General features: G+C 66.9%; 13 protein-coding genes. 6 read left to right on the top strand and 7 right to left on the bottom strand.

The annotated features are described in order from the left end of the window. Nucleotides 1-40 precede the first annotated feature (40 nt). Nucleotides 41-1,315: a helix-turn-helix domain-containing protein gene (locus AU175_RS14285; protein WP_066290101.1), complete on the top strand. Its 1,275-nt coding sequence runs from the start codon at nt 41-43 to the stop codon at nt 1,313-1,315. A 48-nt stretch (nt 1,316-1,363) separates the two neighbouring features. Here AU175_RS14285 and AU175_RS14280 read toward each other — a convergent pair whose 3' ends face one another. After that, nucleotides 1,364-2,317: a phosphoribosylaminoimidazolesuccinocarboxamide synthase gene (locus tag AU175_RS14280; protein WP_066290098.1), complete on the bottom strand. Its 954-nt coding sequence runs from the start codon at nt 2,315-2,317 to the stop codon at nt 1,364-1,366. Nucleotide 2,318: 1 nt separating this feature from the next. After that, nucleotides 2,319-3,635, bottom strand: coding sequence for a phosphoribosylamine--glycine ligase (gene purD / locus AU175_RS14275; RefSeq protein WP_066290095.1), 1,317 nt, complete (start codon nt 3,633-3,635; stop codon nt 2,319-2,321). A 103-nt stretch (nt 3,636-3,738) separates the two neighbouring features. On the opposite strand from purD, the gene AU175_RS14270 reads away from it, so the two are divergent. The 3 genes from AU175_RS14270 to AU175_RS14260 are packed head-to-tail and all read left to right on the top strand — an operon-like array spanning nt 3,739 to nt 6,791. Continuing rightward, nucleotides 3,739-5,316: a molybdopterin-dependent oxidoreductase gene (locus AU175_RS14270; protein ID WP_082979165.1), complete on the top strand. Its 1,578-nt coding sequence runs from the start codon at nt 3,739-3,741 to the stop codon at nt 5,314-5,316. 36 nt (nt 5,317-5,352) lie between these two features. Then, nucleotides 5,353-6,369 (top strand): asparaginase, encoded by a 1,017-nt coding sequence (locus AU175_RS14265; RefSeq protein ID WP_066290093.1) that lies wholly within the window; start codon nt 5,353-5,355, stop codon nt 6,367-6,369. A gap of 44 nt (nt 6,370-6,413) precedes the next feature. Beyond that, nucleotides 6,414-6,791, top strand: coding sequence for a sterol carrier family protein (locus AU175_RS14260; protein ID WP_066290091.1), 378 nt, complete (start codon nt 6,414-6,416; stop codon nt 6,789-6,791). A 61-nt stretch (nt 6,792-6,852) separates the two neighbouring features. On the opposite strand, the gene AU175_RS22440 is transcribed toward AU175_RS14260, so the two are convergent. Together AU175_RS22440 and AU175_RS14250 are read right to left on the bottom strand one after the other, a co-directional pair. Next, a complete protein-coding gene (locus AU175_RS22440) occupies nt 6,853-7,866 on the bottom strand; it encodes an endonuclease domain-containing protein (RefSeq protein ID WP_231938573.1) in 1,014 nt (337 codons plus the stop codon). A gap of 159 nt (nt 7,867-8,025) precedes the next feature. Further along, complete coding sequence (locus AU175_RS14250) at nt 8,026-8,787, bottom strand: SDR family oxidoreductase (protein ID WP_066290085.1); 762 nt, start codon at nt 8,785-8,787, stop codon at nt 8,026-8,028. 128 nt (nt 8,788-8,915) lie between these two features. Here AU175_RS14250 and aceE point away from each other — a divergent pair, with 128 nt between their 5' ends. Both aceE and nboR read left to right on the top strand, forming a co-directional pair. Next, nucleotides 8,916-11,669 (top strand): pyruvate dehydrogenase (acetyl-transferring), homodimeric type, encoded by a 2,754-nt coding sequence (aceE, locus tag AU175_RS14245; protein WP_066291145.1) that lies wholly within the window; start codon nt 8,916-8,918, stop codon nt 11,667-11,669. A gap of 111 nt (nt 11,670-11,780) precedes the next feature. Further along, nucleotides 11,781-12,407: a nicotine blue oxidoreductase gene (nboR, locus tag AU175_RS14240; RefSeq protein ID WP_066290082.1), complete on the top strand. Its 627-nt coding sequence runs from the start codon at nt 11,781-11,783 to the stop codon at nt 12,405-12,407. Here nboR and AU175_RS14235 read toward each other — a convergent pair. The 3 genes from AU175_RS14235 to AU175_RS14225 are packed head-to-tail and all read right to left on the bottom strand — an operon-like array spanning nt 12,404 to nt 16,877. Continuing rightward, a complete protein-coding gene (locus AU175_RS14235) occupies nt 12,404-13,048 on the bottom strand; it encodes a uracil-DNA glycosylase (RefSeq protein WP_066290080.1) in 645 nt (214 codons plus the stop codon). The genes nboR and AU175_RS14235 overlap by 4 nt on opposite strands. A gap of 3 nt (nt 13,049-13,051) precedes the next feature. Beyond that, complete coding sequence (locus AU175_RS14230; protein WP_066290077.1) at nt 13,052-14,032, bottom strand: aldo/keto reductase; 981 nt, start codon at nt 14,030-14,032, stop codon at nt 13,052-13,054. A 7-nt stretch (nt 14,033-14,039) separates the two neighbouring features. Continuing rightward, nucleotides 14,040-16,877, bottom strand: coding sequence for a molybdopterin-dependent oxidoreductase (locus AU175_RS14225; protein WP_066290076.1), 2,838 nt, complete (start codon nt 16,875-16,877; stop codon nt 14,040-14,042). Between the last annotated feature and the right edge of the window lie 2 nt (nt 16,878-16,879).

Raw genomic sequence — 16,879 nt, 5'->3', positions numbered from 1 at the left:
CATTGAAGACAACGACTGTCCGGAATTAGGAGGAAATCCCGTGGGCAACGGATTCGGGGAGAAGCTCCGGGCGGAGCGTCTCGAACGTGGGCTGACACAGGCTGAACTGGGCAAGGACCTGTATTCCCCCAGCTATATTTCCCTGCTCGAGACCGGCCGGAGGGAACCCACGGCCGAAGTCATCGAGGAGCTCGCTCGCAGGCTGGAGCTGGCGCCGAAGGCGCTGGAGGCCTGGAGCCAACCCATCTCGGTCAGCGACGCCGAATACGTCCTCGCGGGACTCTACGCACGCCAGGCGTGGGACCTCAGGGATTACCCCCTGGCCGCCACACATGCCGCCGCCGCGGCGCAGATTGCGCTGGAAGGCAAGAACACCAGCGCCTGGTGGAACATGACCTACATGCAGGCCGAGTGCCTGATCAAGCAGGGCAACTGGCAGGAATGCCAAAAGATCATGCAGCACCTGCTGGAACACCCCATGGCCACCGAGTCAGTGGGCCTGGGAGTGCGGGCCCGCCAGATGCTCGCCGGCATCTGCCAGGGCCAGGGCCAGCTGAGCACCGCCGTGGATCACGCCCTGGAGGCCGTAAAACTTTGCGCCAAGCTGCCCAAGGGATCCACGCTGATCATCGGCGCCCACCGTGCCCTGATCGGAGCCCTGGCCGAAAGCGGCCGGCTGGATGAGGCCTGGAAGTACTGCCAGGCCATGAACGACCAGGTGGACGAGCACTCGATGTCCCAGCTCGCAGGCGAGGTGGCCTGGGTGATCGGCAACGTGGCCTTCATGCGGCATGACTACGCCGAGGGCATCAAATACCACGAACGCGCCGCCAGGATGCTCTCCCCCGCCAACGACATCGAGCTGTGGGCGCGGTTCAACAAGGCCTCGGCCGCGGTGCGCCTGTCCTCCGGGATCGTGGAGCCGGAAACGCTGTCCTCCATCGAGCGTGCCGAACTGGCGCTGTCCATCGTGGGCGGCAACAAGACTGACCAGCTGGAAGTTGCCTTCATCCGCGCCCGATGGCTCTACCTCACCGGCGACATCGTGGCCGCCATCAACAAGCTCCAGGAAATCCACGCCGAGTCAGACGCGCTGGCCAAGCACACTGCCGGCGAGGTTTCACTCCTGCTGGGCAAGTCGCTGAAGGCCGCCGGCGAGTCGGAAGAAGCCCTGGTCTACCTGGAGGAAGCGCAGAAAGCGTTCAGCGCGGCCGGCGCCTCGGACCGTGTCCAGCAGGCACTGGATGCGGTACTCGAGATCAGGCTGGCGCAGCAGCGTGCCGCGAAAGCGGCCAAGGCCACCAAGGCAAGCTAGGCCTACTGGCAGTGGGCCCGACCGGACGACGGGCCCACGATCAACGTGCTAGGCGAAGGCCCTGCCCGTGAGCAACTCGAAAGCCTCAACATAGCGGCTGCGCGTGCGGGCCACGACGTCGGCCGGCAGCGCGGGCGGGGGAACGTCGGAGGACCGGTCCCAGCCTGATTCGGCTGACGTGAGCCAGTCCCGGACATACTGCTTGTCATAGGACGGCTGCGCACGGCCGGGCTGGTATGTGGCTGCATCCCAGAACCGGGAGGAGTCCGGGGTGAGCACCTCGTCGCCCAGGGTGATGGTGCCGGAGACCGCGTCGTAGCCGAACTCCACCTTCGTGTCCGCCAGGATGATGCCGCGTTCGCGGGCGATCTTTTCCGCCGCGGTATAGATCTGCAGGGTCAGTTCGCTCAGCCGCCCCGCGATGTCGTCGCCCACCATGCCCACGACGGCGTCGTAGGTGATGTTCACATCGTGTTCGCCTACCTCGGCTTTGGCCGAGGGCGTGAAGATGGCGTGCTCCAGCCGGGATCCGTCCACCAGGCCCGGGGGCAGTGGGATGGCGCACACCGTGCCGGACGCCTGGTACTCCAAGAGGCCGGAACCGGTGAGGTAGCCGCGGGCAATGCATTCCACGGGGAACATATCCAGCTTCTTGCAGATCATGGCGCGGCCTTCCACCGCAGCGGGAACCCCGCCTTCCACGGTGGACGCCAGGACGTGGTGCTCCACACCCAGCTGGTCGAACCACCAGAGGCTCAGCTGTGTGAGGATCCGGCCCTTGTCCGGGATCTCGCTGGTCAGGACGTGGTCGTACGCGCTGATGCGGTCGCTGGCCACCACCAGGAGGCAATCCTGGCCCACCTGTTCGCGGATGGATTCGTCGGTTGGCTCGTACAGGTCCCGGACCTTGCCCGAGTAGACGTGCTTCCAGCCGGGGAAGTCCAGTGTGGCGGTGCTGAAACCGCGCTTTTGGTCTGATTCCTGTGCGGAATTCTCGGTCATGCTATGCCCTCGCTTTCGTCACGGGCAGGGATCCGGTGGCGCTGGACGACACCTTGATCTCACCCCGGGCGGCCTTGCGGCCGATGTCCGTCCGGAACTGGGAGCCTTCGAGCTGAACCAGCTCCACGCCGTCGTACGCCCGCTCGCGGGCCTCCACGAGGTCGCTGCCGAGTGCAACCACGGCGAGCACACGGCCGCCCGCGGAAACCACCTTGCCTTCGTCGTCCAATTTGGTGCCGGCGTGGATCACATGCACGCCGTCGAGCTCGTCCACCTTCTTGAGCCCACGGATGCGGTCACCGGTGCGGGGCGTGTCCGGGTAGTTCTCGGAGGCGACGACGACGGCGACGGCGGTTTCCTTGGACCAGCGCAGCTCTTCCGCCTTGTCCAGTTCGCCCTTCGCGGCTGCCAGCAGCAGCGCACCGAGGGGGGTCTTGAGGCGGGCCAGGACGGCCTGCGTTTCGGGATCGCCGAAGCGGACATTGAACTCGATGACCCGGGTCCCGCGGGACGTGAGGGCAAGGCCCACAAACAGCACGCCAACAAACGGTGTGCCGCGGTGCGCCATTTCGTTGACCGTCGGCTGGGCCACGCGGTCGATGACTTCCTGGACCAGGCCTTCCGGCGCCCATTCCAGCGGGGTGTACGCGCCCATGCCGCCGGTGTTGGGGCCCTCGTCATTGTCGAAGATGCGCTTGAAGTCCTGCGCCGGGGACAAAGCCACGGTGTTGCGGCCATCGCAGAGGACAAAGAGTGAGACCTCGGGGCCGTCCAGGAATTCCTCGATCACCACGGTGCCGCCGGCGTCGAAGCAGGTCTGGGCGTGCGCGAGGGCTTCTTCGCGGTTCTTGGTGACCACCACGCCCTTGCCCGCCGCGAGGCCGTCGTCCTTCACCACGTAGGGCGCGCCGAAGGTGTCCAGCGCCGAGGCTGCCTCCTCGGCATTGGCCGCCACCATGGCCATGGCGGTGGGTACGCCTGCCTCGGCCATGATCTCCTTGGCGAACGCCTTGGAGGCCTCCAGCTGGGCCGCTGCCTTGCTGGGCCCAAACACTGGAATACCGGCTTCCCGGACGGCGTCGGACACGCCGGCGGCGAGGGGCGCCTCAGGGCCCACCACCACCAGGTCGACGGCCAGCCTGGTTGCCAGGGCCGCGACGGCGTCAGGATCATTGCCGTCAATGTTGTGGGTGGGGACCAGCTTGCTGATGCCGGCATTGCCGGGAGCTGCGTGGACTTCGGACACGTTGGGGTCGGCGAGCAGGGAGCGGACAATGGCGTGTTCGCGGCCTCCAGGGCCGATGACGAGTACCTTCACAGTCTCCAAGGGTACTTTGTGGACCCTGCAGGCTCCTAAGCCGTGTCAGCCCCCTGCATTCCGCAGGAACAATCCCTTGGGGCGTCCGCTACGAACCAACGGCATGAAGAAGCTTCTGAAGTGGCTCAAGGGTCCAACCGCCATGGCCGCACTGGCCGGGGTGGTGGCGGCCGCCGTCGTGCTTGCCGTCGCGGAACTGACTGGTGCGTTCTTTACGGCGAGGGCCACCCCGGCGATCGCCCTGGGGTCCACTTTCATCGACTTCACACCATCGTGGATGAAGGATTTCGCCATTGCGACGTTCGGCACCAACGACAAGGCGGCCCTGTTCGTGGGGATGGGCCTGACCATTTTCCTGCTGGCGTGCGTGCTCGGCGTGGTGGCCTACCGCAAGTGGACGCTGGGCGTGGTTGGCGTGCTGCTGATGGGCACAGTAATCGTCGCCAGCGTGGTGACGCGCGCCGGCGTCGAGCCCCTGGATGCCACCCCAACGGTTCTGGGAACATTGGCGGGCCTGGTGGTGCTGCGGTTGCTGACCGTTCTGCTATGGAGGACCAGGACGTGGCCCGAAGTGCCCGCAGACACCGTGGCGAAGGAGACGGGGCTTCCCGGAACGAGCCGCCGCAGGTTTTTCGCTGCCGCAGGCATCACGGCAGCAGCCGCAGGCGTCGCCGCCGCCGGCGGACGGCTCCTGGGCGCTGCGCGGAGCAACATCGCGCAGGCCCGCGATGCGCTGCTGCTGCCTGCGCCGGTCAGGGCAGCTGCTGCTCTGCCCGCCGGAGTGCAGTCACCGGTGGCCGGTGTGACACCCTGGGTCACGCCCAACGGGGACTTCTACCGGATTGACACCGCGCTGAGCGTTCCGGAGATCAACGCCGACGACTGGGAACTTCGGGTGCACGGCCTCGTGGAGGAAGAGGTGCGCCTGACCTTCCAGGACCTGCTCGACGCCGACCTCATCGAATCGCACGTCACCCTCACCTGTGTTTCCAATCCCGTAGGCGGAAACCTCGCCGGCAACGCGAAATGGCTGGGTCTTCCCATCCGCGAGATCCTCAAGCGTGCGCGCCCCAGGGACGGTGCTGACATGGTGCTGTCCACCTCGGTGGACGGCTTCAGCGCCTCCACGCCGCTGGAAGTGCTGCAGGATGACCGCGACGCCATCCTGGCCATCGGCATGAACGGTGAACCGCTCCCGCTGGAGCACGGCTATCCGGTGCGAATGGTGGTTCCCGGGTTGTATGGGTTTGTCTCCGCCACCAAGTGGGTGGTGGACCTCGAAGTCACGCGCTTTGCGGACAGCAAGGCCTACTGGACGCAGCGCGGCTGGTCGGAACGCGGCCCCATCAAGACGATGGCCCGGGTTGAGGTGCCCAAATCGTTCGCCAAGGTTCCCGCCGGCCGGATGGCCATCGGAGGCACTGCCTGGGCGCAGACGCGCGGCATCACGAAGGTGGAAGTGCAGATCGACAACGAGGACTGGACTGAGGCCATGCTGTCCGCCGAAGCGTCCGTGATTACCTGGCGGCAGTGGTCCTACGATTGGGAGGCTACCCCGGGTCCCCACTACATCAAGGTCCGCGCCACTGACGGAACCGGCGAGGTACAGACGGACCAGCGCGCGGAGCCCGTTCCGGACGGCGCGTCCGGCTGGCAGTCCGTGATGGTCACCGTGGAGTAGCCCGGCATTCCTGAAGCCGGCCCCTAGACTGGCAATATGCCGCACAACCCGCATTCCACCTTCACTGTGGACTCCGCCGTCGAACTGGCCGTTGTTGAGCGCAGCGGCTTTGTGGAATCCCGGCACATCGGCTCGGCCGTGCTCCTGGCGTCCGACGGCACCGTGGTCACCGAGCTCGGCGACGTCACCACTCCCATCTACGCACGGTCCGCGCTCAAGCCGCTGCAGGCGCTGGCGTCCATGCAGGCCGGCGTCCCGCTGCGCGGCGCCCAAGTGGCCCTGGCCTGCGCCAGCCACGTCGGTTCACTGGACCACATGGACGTGGTGGAGGGCATGCTCAAGGCCGCCGGGGTCCGGGAGGACCAGCTCCAGTGCCCCGCCGCCTGGCCCCAGGACGAGACTGCCCGCAACTGGCTTGTCCGCTCCGAGCGCGGCAAGTCCAAGCTCGCCTTCAACTGCTCTGGCAAGCACGCCGCGTTCCTGTGGGCCTGCACGGAAAACGGCTGGGACATGCACAGCTACCTCGAACCCAACCATCCCCTCCAGCAGCGCGTCCGCAGCGTCATCGAGGAGTACACCGGCGAGGAGATCGCGCACCTTGGGATCGACGGCTGCGGGGCTCCGGTGGCCGCCGTCTCGCTGACCGGCCTCGCGCGTGCCTTTTCCCTGCTGGCGAAGGCTCCGGGTGACAAGAACTCCAATGCGCGGGCCGCCACCATCAGCACCTCCATGCTGGACTATCCGTGGGCCGTGCAGGGCCGCGGCGAGGCCAACACCATCGTGATGGACGAACTCGAAATCATCGCCAAGATCGGCGCCGAAGGCGTTCTGGTGATGGCCACCCCGCAGGGGGTTGCTGTGGCCATCAAAATGCTCGACGGAAACCTGAGGGCCACGTCCCTGGTTGGCCTGACCATGCTCGCCGCCGCCGGGGCAGTGGACATCCCGGGCGTCTCCAGCGTCCTGGAAAAGGTGGTGGAGCCCGTGCTGGGCGGCGGCCGGCCCGTGGGCAGGATCCGGCTGGGACCGGCCGTATCCGCACTGCTCGACTGACGCATTCCCACGTTCCGCACCCCGCTCTGAAGGAGGCCGGCCGCATGGCTGTAGCGCGCCGTCGTATTGGCATCGAAGAAGGCACGGCGGCGCTGGCCGCGTGGCGCGAAGCCGCCGGACCGCCGTCGGACGTTCCCGTCCCGCGCGCCGTGCTTGCCACGGCGGTGCGGTACACGCTGGAAGAGGTCACCGCCCGCGCCCCGGGCAACTCGGTGGAAGTTCGGGTGCCGCCATTCGGCGTCACGCAGTGCGTGGAAGGCCCGCGGCACACCCGCGGCACGCCGCCCAACGTCATTGAGTGCGACGCCGCCACCTGGCTGGGGATGGTCACCGGCCAGCTGAGCTGGGCAGACGCCGTCGCGGCCGGGCGGGTAGCCGCCTCCGGGCTGAGGGCGGACCTCTCCGCCCTCCTCCCGCTGTAGGAGTTTTTGTCCACTTACGGCGACTTATGGGCCGCCAAACCCTCCGTACGTGGACAAAAACTCAGCGCTGCCAACCTTGCTTCCGAAGCGCCTGTTGAACCCGCGCAGCAACCCAGTCCGCTCCGTGGTCCATGTCGATCCTGTTGATCTTGACCTGGCGCCACCCTGCTTCGGCTACGCGCTGGTCCCGGTAAGCGTCCAAGGCCTGCTGCTCGGGAGCCAGGTGATGCAGCCCGTCGTATTCGATACAGGTTCGGTAACGGGCGCAGCCGAGGTCCGTCCAGACCGGCCGCCCCAGCGCATCATCCACCCGGAAGTTTGGCGTGAATTCCGGCAGTCCCGCGCCGTCCAGCATCAAACGCAGCCTGCTTTCGGGAGGTGAATCAACGCCAACCCTGAGCAGATCAAGCGCGAGCCGTGCCTTGCGGACACCGTGAATGCCATTGGCGCTGTCCACGAAATTCCTGAGCTCGGGTAGTGGAACCATCGCCCGCTTCGGCGGCCCGAATGTCCGGTGATGCTCGCTCACGATCGCATCGCCGGCGACCACCAGATCATCCAGGGGCAGGAGAGATCCGAGGTCCACCCATGTCCTGGCTGCTGAAGTGAGCCGCACTCCTTCCAGTTCAATGAGGTCCCCCTCCCTGAGCCGGAGCCGGTGGCCTGCTATCCCCCGCCGCCGCGGAAGCGTACCGCCGCCCGCCCGGGCCAGATGAAGGAACCGTCCGGGCTCCCGGAAATGTGGGCCGCTTTTCTTCCCCCACGGGACGGGTTCGACGACGGCTGTCACCGGCCCGCCGTCGTCGGGCCTGAACTCCGCCCACGGCGGCAGCGGGATCCCCAGGATCTCGGCTGCGGTGACGAGGCTGGCAAAGGTGACTGTATCGAGTTTGGTGTGTGACCTGGCCAGCGCGGTGAGGTCCGGGGCGTTCGACTTGGGTACCCGGATGCCGCGGCTCGGCCGGTGCAGGTCGGAGCCCTTCAGGCGACTCTCCGGGATTCCGGCCCGGGCTGCCTCGGTGACAGCGAAAGGCCGCGAGCCGATCTCGACGGGCAGGGGTGACAATCTGTTCATGGATACATTGAGGCATCCCAGGAGCGGCCCCACGCAGTTATCCACAGGGAAATATCCCTGCCATGGAGTTTTTGTCCAGCTACGGCGAGATAGGCTCCCCGGAAGTCGCCATATGTGGACAAAAACTCCAAAGGGGGGGCGGAAGAAGGGCGGTGTTGTTTAGCCGCGGCCGATGAACGGCATGCCCGCCGCCGTGATGACCATTGAACCGACGCTGGCCGACGCCGGCATGTTGGCCATGAGCAGGACGGCCCGCGCGGCGTCCTCCACGGGGAACATGGGCTCAACGCGGCGGCTGCCGTCGGCCTGGAGCGCGCCTGAACCCACCCCGATGGTGTCCATGATCTCGGTGGCGGTATTGCCGATGTCGATCTGGCCGCAGGTGATGCCAAAAGCGCGGCCGTCGAGCTCAATACTCTTGGTGAGACCGGTCATGGCGTGTTTCGTCACGGCGTAGGCCACGGTCCGCGGCCGGGGTGAATGCGCCGAAATGGAGCCATTGTTGATGATCCGCCCGCCCTGCGGCTGTTGGGCCTTCATCGACCGCACGGCTGCGGCGGCGCACAGCATGGAGCCCGTAAGGTTCACGGCCACCGTGGCATTCCAGTCGGCGAGGCTGATCTCATCAACGGAAGCCGCAGGCCCGAACACGCCGGCGTTGTTGAAGAGCACATCCACTCTTCCCCACCGCCGGCGGGTGGATTCAAAAAGCCGTTCGACGTCGTCGGGCGCAGTGACATCGCACGGCACCGGCAGCGCGTTCCTGTGTCCGTCCGCCGTTTCGAGCAGTTGCTCCTCCCGCCGCCCCGCCAGCGCCACCCGATAGCCGTCCGCGAGCATCAGCCGGGCCACGGCACGGCCGATGCCCGACCCGGCACCGGTGACGACGGCGACCCGGGCGGCTCCGCCTGTACTGCTCATTCAGCTCTCCTCATAGTCACGGTCACAATTGAATACTAGAGCCTTCCAAGATAATCTCGAACAGCAAAATTGTTTTCTCACAATACGGAAGCAATTAGCCCAGCATGCAACGACGAAACGAGGCTGACGTGGCTGCAGGAGAAGATACCTCCCATATCCTCAGCGGGTTGACTAACCAGCTGCCTGATCGTGATCCGGAAGAGACCGCCGAGTGGGTTGAGTCCCTGGATTCGCTGATCAGGGAACAGGGCACGGAGCGTGCCCAATACATCATGCGGAGCCTGTTGCAGCGTGCCGGTGCGCAGAGCGTCGGGGTGCCGATGGTGACCACTACTGATTACGTGAACACGATTCCGGTGGACCAGGAAGCCGAGTTCCCGGGTAACGAGGAGTTCGAGCGCCGGTACCGGGCGTACATGCGCTGGAACGCCGCGGTGATGGTGCACCGGTCCCAGCGGCCCAACATCGGCGTGGGCGGGCACATCTCCACCTACGCCGGCGCCGCGACCTTGTACGAGGTGGGCTTCAACCATTTCTTCCGCGGCAAGGACCACCCAGGCGGCGGTGACCAGGTCTTCTTCCAGGGCCACGCGTCCCCGGGCATGTACGCCCGTGCGTTCATGGAAGGCCGGCTGACCGAGGAGGACCTGGACGGGTTCCGGCAGGAAAAGTCCCGCGCCGGCCATGCCCTGTCCTCTTACCCGCACCCAAGGCTGATGCCCGGGTTCTGGGAATTCCCCACCGTGTCCATGGGCATCGGGCCGATGAACGCGATCTACCAGGCCCAGTCCAACCGGTACCTGCACAACCGGGGCCTGAAAGACACCTCGGACCAGCAGGTCTGGGCGTTCCTGGGCGACGGCGAAATGGACGAGCCCGAGTCCCGCGGCCTGCTCCAGCTCGCCGCGAACGAGAACCTGGACAACCTGAACTTCGTGATCAACTGCAACCTCCAGCGCCTGGACGGGCCGGTGCGCGGCAACGGCAAGATCATGCAGGAACTCGAAGCGTTCTTCCGCGGCGCGGGCTGGAACGTGATCAAGGTCGTCTGGGGCCGGGAATGGGATGAGCTGCTCACCAAGGACACCGACGGGTCGCTGGTGAAGATCATGAACGAAACCCCCGACGGGGACTACCAGACCTACAAGGCCGAATCCGGCGGGTTCGTCCGCGAACACTTCTTCGGCAAGGACCCGGCCACCAAAGACCTCGTCGCGGACCTCACCGATGACCAGATCTGGAACCTCAAACGCGGCGGCCACGACTACCGCAAGGTCTACGCCGCGTACAAGGCAGCCACCGAATTCAAGGGCAAACCCACCGTCATCCTCGCCAAAACCGTCAAGGGCTACGGACTCGGACCCCACTTCGAAGGCCGCAACGCCACCCACCAGATGAAAAAACTCACCCTCGACGACCTCAAGGAATTCCGGGACTACCTCCGGATCCCCATCTCCGATGCCCGGCTGGAAGAGGACCCCTACAGCCCGCCCTACTACCACCCGGGTCCCGACGCCCCCGAGATTGCCTACCTCCTCGAGCGGAGAAGGGTGCTGGGCGGCGCCGTCCCGGAAAGGCGCCCGAACCACCAGGCAGTTGAACTCCCCGAGGCCAAGACGTTTGACGTTGCCAAGCGCGGCACGGGCAAGCAGCAGGCGGCCACCACCATGGCGTTTGTGCGCCTGCTCAAGGACCTGCTCCGCGACAAGAAATTCGGACACCGGATTGTGCCCATCGTGCCGGATGAATCCCGGACCTTTGGCATGGACGCGTTCTTCCCTACTGCGAAGATCTACAACCCCGGTGGGCAGAACTACCTGTCCGTGGACCGGGACCTGGTCCTGGCCTACAAGGAATCCGCGCAGGGCCAGCTGATCCACCCCGGCATCAACGAAGCCGGCGCCGTCGCAGCCTTCACCGCCGCCGGCACCGCCTACGCCACCCACGGCGTGCCCCTGATCCCGGTCTACGTGTTCTACTCCATGTTCGGCTTCCAGCGCACCGGCGACGCCTTCTGGGCAGCAGCGGACCAAATGACCCGCGGCTTCATCATCGGCGCCACCGCAGGACGGACCACCCTCACCGGCGAAGGACTCCAGCACGCCGACGGCCACTCCCCCATCCTCGCCGCCACCAACCCGGCAGTGGTCACCTACGACCCCGCCTACGGCTACGAAATGGGCCACATCATCCGCGACGGAATCGAACGGATGTACGGGGAGGGCGGAACCGGAACTGCATCCGACAAAAACGTCATGTACTACCTGACGGTCTACAACGAACCGATCACCCAGCCCTCCGAACCCGAGAACCTCGACGTCGAAGGCGTGCTGAAGGGCATCTACCGGGTCTCGGCGTCGGACGTTCAGGGTCCCAAGAGCCAGATCCTGGCGTCCGGTGTTTCGGTGCCGTGGGCGCTGGAAGCCCAGCGGCTCCTGGCCGAGGACTGGGGCGTCTCCGCGGATGTCTGGTCCGTCACGTCCTGGAACGAACTGCGCCGCGACGGCCTCGCGGCAGAGGAGGAAGCGTTCCTCGCCCCCGGCGAACCCGCGAGGACCCCGTTTGTGGCAAAGCAGCTGGCCGATGCCCAGGGTCCCATCGTGGCGGTCTCGGACTACATGAAGGCCGTCCCGGACCAGATCCGCCAGTTCCTCCCGAACCGGTTCGCCTCACTCGGCGCGGACGGCTTCGGCTTCTCCGACACCCGCGCAGCAGCACGCCGGTTCTTCAAGAGCGACACGCACTCCATCGTGGTGAAAACGCTGCAGCTGCTCGCCGCGAGGGGCGACGTCGAGGAGGGCGCACCGCAATACGCGATGGACCGCTACAAGCTCCTGGACGTCAACGCCGGCACCACCGGAGGAGCGGGCGGCGACGCCTAAGTGGTCGCTGGCCAATATCTGCCCTCCCCATGGAGTTTTTGTCCAGATACAGCGGGATGAGGGCCCATTTGGACTCCGTATCTGGACAAAAACTCCATATAGGGTGTGGCTATGGGGAACACAACTGAAACCAGGACCACCGCTGTAGTCCTGGCTGCCGGCGCCGGGACGCGGCTGGGGAAAGGCGCCAAGGCCCTCCTTCCCTACCGCGGCCGCCCGCTCGTGGAAGCCATCGCGGGAGCACTCCTCGACGGCGGCTGCCGCGAAGTGGTGGTGGTGCTCGGCGCCGGCGCTCCCGACGTCGCGGCCATCGCCGAGCTGGACCGCTACCGGACGGTGGTGAACGAGCACTGGCAGTCCGGGATGGGCAGCTCATTCCTGCTGGGCAACGCCGCCGCATGGCCCGGGGACCATCTGCTGATCGCGCTTGTGGACCAGCCCGGCCTCACACTCCGGACGGTGGGCCGTCTGCTTGCCCGGCACCGTCCGGGCCGGATCACCGCAGCTGCCTATCACGACGGCGGCAGTGACGAAGGCGGGAACGGCAGGGTCCGCCGGGGGCATCCGCTGCTCATCGACGTCGGACTCCGGGACGCTGTGGCCAGTACAGTGACGGGCGACGCCGGGGCGCGTAGCTTCCTGCAGTCACACCCGGAACTGGTGGACGAGGTGGACTGCAGCGACCAGTCCACGGGTGAGGATATTGACACGCCGGAGCAGCTCCACCTGCTGGGCTAGCCACCGCCTGCGAGGAGCAGCTCCTCCAATCCACGTTTAAAGCCGGACCGACCGCCGTGGGCGGGATGCCTGACTTTCGGCGCATCCACGCCGCTCCGAAGCAGGCTGCGGTGCGCCACGTTGCCCACGGCCACCACCGTTTCGATGCGGAACAATTCCGTCAGTGCCTGCCAGAAAGCAGTGCCGAGGTTGGCTTCGGCCGCCGTCGGCGTGCGGTTGGACTGGGGCCGTCCCGCCAGGTGGGTATGCCATGGGCAGGCGCTCCACAGCAGGGGAAGGAAGTTCAGTTCCGCCAGGACCTCCCACATCACCGTTGCGGTCGGTTCGGAGGCGACGCCCGCCGCCTCGGGTGGCAGCGAGTACCCCTTTCCCGGCCCGAACAGCCCAAAGCTGTTGGCCGGCCCTTCGAACATGCTGCGGTTGGTGAAGGGAACGCCCGTGATCCTCATGCCCCTGAAACCGGGGGCCTCGCCCAGCAGCAGCACCTTCGGCGAGCGGTCCAGCATTTCCTGCAGATAGATTTCCAGGTTGTGCCGGCGCTGGGCATTTGCCGGAACGGCGTAGTCGAAGAAGTTGTTGCGCCCAGGCACTGTGGCCACAGCCGAGAGCCGTTCCACGAAGGCGCTGACGGAAGTGCTCATGCGCTACCAGCGCGGGTGGATGGCCTCGCGGAAGTAGTGGTCGTAGATCCACCGCACGCCCTCGTCGAATTCGCCCGGGAGGGAAACGCTCGCCGCGGCTGCGTTGGCGGTGGCCTGGTCCACGTTGCGTGCCCCGGGAATCACGGTAGTGACGCCGTCCTGCGCAGCGATCCAGGCGATGGCCGCCTGCGCGGTTCCTACCCCGTCCGGGACCAGCTGCTCAAACTCCGCCACAGCCTTCAGCCCAAGATCGTAGTCGACGCCGGAGAACGTCTCGCCGACGTCGAAGGAGTCGCCATTGCGGTTGTAGTTCCGGTGGTCGTTCTCAGCGAAGGAGGTTTCCTTCGAGTACTTTCCGGACAGCAGTCCCGAGGCAAGCGGTACCCGGGCGATGATGCCCACTCCCGCGGCCTTCGCCGCCGGGAGGACCTCGTCCAGCGGCTTGAGCCGGAAGGCGTTCAGAATGATCTGGACGGACGCGGTGCCTTCGTGCCGGATGGCTTCGAGGGCCTCGTCGGTGCGTTCCACGCTGACGCCGTAGTTGCGGATGGCACCTTCGGCTACCAGCGTGTCCAGGGCGTCGTATACCTCGGTGCTGCTGTAGACGGGCGTGGGCGGGCAGTGCAGCTGGACGAGGTCCAGGCTGTCTGTGCCGAGGTTCTTCCGGGAACGGTCCACCCACTGGCGGAAATTGGCCAGGGTGTAGTTCTCCGGCTGCTGGTCCATGCGGCGGCCCATTTTGGTGGCAACGGTGATGTCCAGCCCTCGGTTGTCCGCGAGGAACTTTCCAATTGCCTGCTCGCTCTTGCCATCGCCATAGACATCTGCCGTGTCGAAGAGCGTGACGCCGGCCTCCACGGACGCGGCAAGGATGGTTTGGGCCTGTGCCCGATCCACGTTGCCCCAGTCAGCGCCGAGCTGCCAGGTGCCCAGCCCCACGATTGAGACGTTCCGTCCGGTCTTGCCTAATCTGCGCTGTTCCATCCTACGACTATATGGCCTCCTTCAGCAGGGGGACGGCGGGCGCGTCGGCATCCCGCATCCCGAGGTAGATCTTGTCCCGCGCGATGGGCAGGGATGCGAACCGCACACCGGTGGCGTTCCGGATGGCGTTCGCCAGGGCCGGCGCCACCGGGTTGAAGGGGCTTTCGCTCATGGACTTGGCGCCGAGGGGGCCCAGTTTGTCGTTCGTGTCGGCGAAGTACACCTCGCTCCTGGGCACGTCGGCGAACGTGGGGATGTGGTAATGGCGGAGGATGTCCGTGGTGACCCGCCCGGCGCCGTCCACCACCACCTCCTCGTACAGCGCGGCGCCCAGCGCCTGCGCGATCCCGCCCTCGATCTGGCCGCGGCACTGCCGGGGGTTGACCACCACGCCGGCGTCGGCGGCCTGAACGCTCTGCAGGATCCGCAGCTCCCCCGTGCCGCGGTTCACCGCTACGCGGAAGCCGTGCACGTTGAATGCCACGGAGCGCGGCGTGCCGCCCCACCGTCCTTCGGCGGCGAGTTCGACGCCGGCTTCCGCGGCGGCCTGCGCCAGTTCCGTCAGCGGCACGGGCGTTCCCTCGCAGACCACCGTGTCGCCGTCGAGGACGCAGCCGGAGGACTGGACCTGCCGGATCCCGGCAGCGAATGCCCGGATCCGGACGGCGAGTTCCTCGGCGGCGGCGAGCGTCGCCTTCCCGGCCACCACGGTGCCGGCCGAACCGAACGCCCCGGTATCGTGCTCGATCAGGTCCGTGTCGGACTGCCGGACAGACACGCGTGTTGCGTCCGTGGACAGTGCTGTGGCGGCCAGTTGGGCGTGAACCGTGGTGGTGCCGTTGCCGAACTCGGCCGTGCCGACGTCGGCCTGGTAGGTTCCGTCCGGAAGGAGCCGGAGTTTCGAGTGGGCGAAGTGGCCCCGCGGCGGCACCGTGTCGATCATGGACAGAGCCGTTCCCTCGCCCGTGATCCAGTCCGCGCCGAGCTGGTCCAGCCCCGCTGCCCGGTACCGTTCCTTGCCGCGGTCCAGGGCGTCCCGGACCAGGTTGAGGCATTGGTCCAGGCCGTAGCTGCCGTAGTGGACGTCCTCCTCCGGCTCGGGATGGGTGGACAGCATGTCATCGCCTTCGCGCACCATGTTCCGCCTGCGGAACTCCAGCGGATCCATCCCGATCCCGATGGCAAGCTCATCCATGGCGGACTCGATGGCGAAGATCATCTGGCTCAGGCCGTAGCCGCGGAAGGCCCCGGACGGGACGGTGTTCGTGTAGACCGCCTGCGCGTCAACTTTCTTGTTGTCGCACTTGTAGACAGCCAGGGACTCGCCGCAGCCGTGGAACATCACTCCCGGGCCGTGGTTGCCGTACGCGCCGGTGTTCGTCAGGACGTCCAGTTTCAGCGCGGTCAGCCGGCCGTCGGCACTGGCGCCGGCCTTGAGCTTAATGGTGAAGGGATGCCGGGTGGTGGTGGCGGTGAACTGCTCCGTCCGGGTCAGTTCGAGCTGGACGGGCCGGCCCAGCTTCAGGGCCGCGAGCGCCACGATGTCCTCGGTGAGGACCTCCTGCTTGCCGCCGAAGCCGCCGCCCACGCGGCCGGCCACCACGTGCACCTGCTCCTCCGGCAGCCCGAAGACCCGGCACAGCGTGCGGCGGACCAGGAACGGGACCTGGCTGGACGTGCGGACCTGCAACCGGCCCTCACTGTCCACGGAGGCAATCGAGGCGTGGGTCTCGAGGGCGACGTGCTGGACCCGCTGCGTCTGGTAGGTCTGTTCGTGGATGAAGCCGGCGGCCGCGAAGCCGTCGTCCACGCTGCCCAGTTCGGAGTGGAGTTCGGCCACCACGTTCTGCTCCGGCCGGGCGATCCGGGCCGTGAGGGCGTCCTTCTCCCCGTGGAGCGTGGGGGCGCCGGGCAGGATGGCGTCCTGCGGGGTGAAGACTGCGTCGAGGATTTCGTACTCAACGGCGAGCGCCCGGACTCCTGCTTCGGCGGCCTGCACGGATTCAGCCACGACGGCGGCGACCCGCTGGCCGCGGAACCGCACCACGTCGTCCAGCACCCGGGTGTCGTCCGGGTCGTCCGTGTACAGCTCATGCTGCGCTGTTGAAAACAAATGTGCGGGGGCGTCCCGGTGAGTCAAGACCGCTACCACCCCGGGCACTTTCAGCGCCGGTTCGGTGTTGATGCCGGCCACGCGGGCGTGGGCGTGCGGCGAGCGCAGGAGCTTCAGGTGCAGCAGCCCCGGCAGCTGGCCTGCCGGAACGTCCAGGGTGTAGCGGGCCGTGCCGGTGACCACGGCGCGGCTGGCGGGGGCCGGGACGTCGTCGCCCATCCCTCCGGGCCGCGGCTCGGGCTGGCCCTCCCCCGCGATCCCGGACCCCTGTCCGGCCGGATCAGGGTGGCCTGCGCGCCCGCAGACGGCGTCCTCGATGGCCCGGTAGCCGGTGCAGCGGCAGAGGTTGCCCTTGAGGTTGCGGGGCAGGTTTTCCTTCTGTTCTTCAGTGAACGTGGCCGCGGTCATCAGCATGCCGGCGGTGCAGAAGCCGCACTGGAAGCCCTGGCGTTCCAGGAACTGCTGCTGCACAGGATGCAGTTCGCCGCCCGCGGCGCCGGATGTTCCGGCAAGGCCCTCGATGGTGGTGACGGCGTGCCCCTCGGCGCGGACGGCCGGATAGATGCAGCTGTGCACCGGTGTCCCGTCCACGTGCACGGTGCAGGCACCGCAGTCGCCGCCGTCGCAGCCCTTCTTGACGCCCAGGTTGCCCTGCTCCCGCAGGAAGGTCCGCAGGCACTGCCCGGGGCGTGGCCCGGTTTCTGCCGGAATGCCGTTGATCTCGATGGCCATGC

The organism is Arthrobacter sp. B6, assembly GCF_001663775.1.
GTDB lineage: Bacteria > Actinomycetota > Actinomycetes > Actinomycetales > Micrococcaceae > Arthrobacter.
The sequence above is the reverse complement of the archived record's forward strand: the minus strand, read 5'-3'. Positions and strand labels throughout refer to the sequence as shown.

Excerpts from the sequence above, each read along its gene's own strand:
- AU175_RS14280 (WP_066290098.1), bottom strand. The coding sequence starts at position 2,317 with ATGACCGAGAATTCCGCACAGGAATCAGACCAAAAGCGCGGTTTCAGC.
- AU175_RS14270 (WP_082979165.1), top strand. The coding sequence starts at position 3,739 with ATGAAGAAGCTTCTGAAGTGGCTCAAGGGTCCAACCGCCATGGCCGCA.
- AU175_RS14265 (WP_066290093.1), top strand. The coding sequence starts at position 5,353 with ATGCCGCACAACCCGCATTCCACCTTCACTGTGGACTCCGCCGTCGAA.
- AU175_RS14260 (WP_066290091.1), top strand. The coding sequence starts at position 6,414 with ATGGCTGTAGCGCGCCGTCGTATTGGCATCGAAGAAGGCACGGCGGCG.
- AU175_RS22440 (WP_231938573.1), bottom strand. The coding sequence starts at position 7,866 with ATGAACAGATTGTCACCCCTGCCCGTCGAGATCGGCTCGCGGCCTTTC.
- AU175_RS14250 (WP_066290085.1), bottom strand. The coding sequence starts at position 8,787 with ATGAGCAGTACAGGCGGAGCCGCCCGGGTCGCCGTCGTCACCGGTGCC.
- nboR (WP_066290082.1), top strand. The coding sequence starts at position 11,781 with ATGGGGAACACAACTGAAACCAGGACCACCGCTGTAGTCCTGGCTGCC.
- AU175_RS14235 (WP_066290080.1), bottom strand. The coding sequence starts at position 13,048 with ATGAGCACTTCCGTCAGCGCCTTCGTGGAACGGCTCTCGGCTGTGGCC.
- AU175_RS14230 (WP_066290077.1), bottom strand. The coding sequence starts at position 14,032 with ATGGAACAGCGCAGATTAGGCAAGACCGGACGGAACGTCTCAATCGTG.
- AU175_RS14225 (WP_066290076.1), bottom strand. The coding sequence starts at position 16,877 with ATGGCCATCGAGATCAACGGCATTCCGGCAGAAACCGGGCCACGCCCC.